Origin of the sequence: Bacteroides sp. (assembly GCF_052357945.1) — a bacterium.
Taxonomy (GTDB): Bacteria; Bacteroidota; Bacteroidia; order Bacteroidales; family Bacteroidaceae; genus Bacteroides.
The window spans coordinates 1-1,653 of sequence record NZ_DAWCXD010000315.1; the positions used below are offsets into that span (position 1 = coordinate 1).

A 1,653-nucleotide genomic window follows, 5' to 3' on the forward strand; every position below is an offset into this window, starting at 1 on the left:
CAATGTCATTAAGTTAAGAATTTTGACATAATTATAAAACACATCATATTTGCAATTGTTTGATAAATATGATGTGTTTTTTTCTTTTGTCTATTTTGCAGCACAACAAAAAGACAGATTGTTTATCTGTCAAAAAAAACTTATAATTATCTATGATTAAGCCACTCTATATAGAAAGCTTACAGATGCCTGGGGTTTGACTTTGCGAGGGTCTTTTCGACCAGGTCTTACTGGTAATACATGCTTTTCTATTAGGTTAATCACATCAGGTGGACTAAGATTGCGTTTATTACGGAGATATTCTCTACAAATATAAATGGCGATTGTAAAGTTCACCTGTTTTGTTTTATCATTGTTTTTCATTTGTTTTATTACATGTGTTGTTATTAATTCACAATAGTTATACAAAAGTAATCGCGCATATATTTCTTGTTTAATAAAATCTGGTTTTCGTGCATGGAAACTTGTTAATCCTATGGCATATTTTAATTCTCTGAATGAAGTTTCTATTCCCCATCTCAAATGATAGATTTCCTTTATTTTTTTTACATCAAAAATATTTCTATCAAGATTTGTAATTATTATTTCATAAGAATTAGACCCTATAGGAAATCTAATAATACGAAATGATAATTCGTATGTTTTATCACTTTTTCGTGGAAGATAATCAAACACTTGATTTACAGGCATCCACTTATAGCCTGCATTTTTTGTGGTCTTTGTATTTTTCCTTGAAAAAATCTGAGTGATATCTATATCAAACTCATCATTTGGAGGAAGATTTAACCCAGATGCAATTCCATTACTATTTTTATCTTTGACACGTATAGCGAATTTCCATCCTTTTTCAATTGCATGTGCAAAAATGTTATAGTTTTCATATCCTCTGTCAGCAACAAGAATAACATTCTCTAGTTTCGATCTGTCAATCATTGTTGCACATGCTCTAAACTCGTTGTAATCCGCTGCTGTTTGCACTAAAACATCGGTGTATATACGATTCAAAACATCATAAAAGGCATTCAGATGTAGTTTATTAACAATTGAACCATGCTGATTACGTTCCCAAAAAGTTTCTGGATCCTTTTGATTGGTTGCAATGGTCAAGTTACTTCCATCACATGCAATTAAACGATAACCATGATAATTATTAGTAGTTGGAAGGTTGTCATCCGTAAAAGATTTAAACAAATATTCAAAAGCCTCTGGAAGTACTTTTGAACGTTGTTGCGTAAATGCTGACACAGACGGAGTATTTTTGTTAAAATCAAAGAAATCAAGTAGTTCTTTACTCATAGTAGCTCCACCCGAATTCATCATGATTCCTATAAAAGTTTTGAAATCAATTTTCCGTTTTCGAGAGAAATCGGCATTGGGGTTTCGAAGAAATAAACATGGATTGTTAGCTAATTCCGAAATATGATTCTTTAGAGAATCTGAAACTTGATTAATATAATTGCTCATATGCGTTACCTCCTTGCAATCAAGATGTTCTTAATTACAGGGGCCGCTTTCGCTACCTCATTATCATTCAATAGCGAAAGCAGCCGCACATTTCGAATCATATGTCAAGCATTTATTACAAAATAAAAAGACCCTAGCATCATTTCTGATGCTAAGATCTTGATTGGTCATCTTAACTTAATGACATTG

1 protein-coding gene is annotated in these 1,653 nt (G+C 31.8%); it reads right to left on the minus strand.

Features of this window, described 5'->3' with window-relative positions; translation table 11 throughout:
• Positions 1–156 precede the first annotated feature (156 nt).
• The gene (locus ACT8YW_RS23245) at positions 157–1,464 is read right to left on the minus strand and encodes an IS4 family transposase (RefSeq protein ID WP_444107282.1); all 1,308 of its coding nucleotides are present in this window, start codon (positions 1,462–1,464) and stop codon (positions 157–159) included.
• Positions 1,465–1,653 lie beyond the last annotated feature (189 nt).

Bases quoted from the DNA above. Each gene is read 5' to 3' on its own strand.
- ACT8YW_RS23245 (WP_444107282.1), bottom strand. From the start codon at position 1,464: ATGAGCAATTATATTAATCAAGTTTCAGATTCTCTAAAGAATCATATT.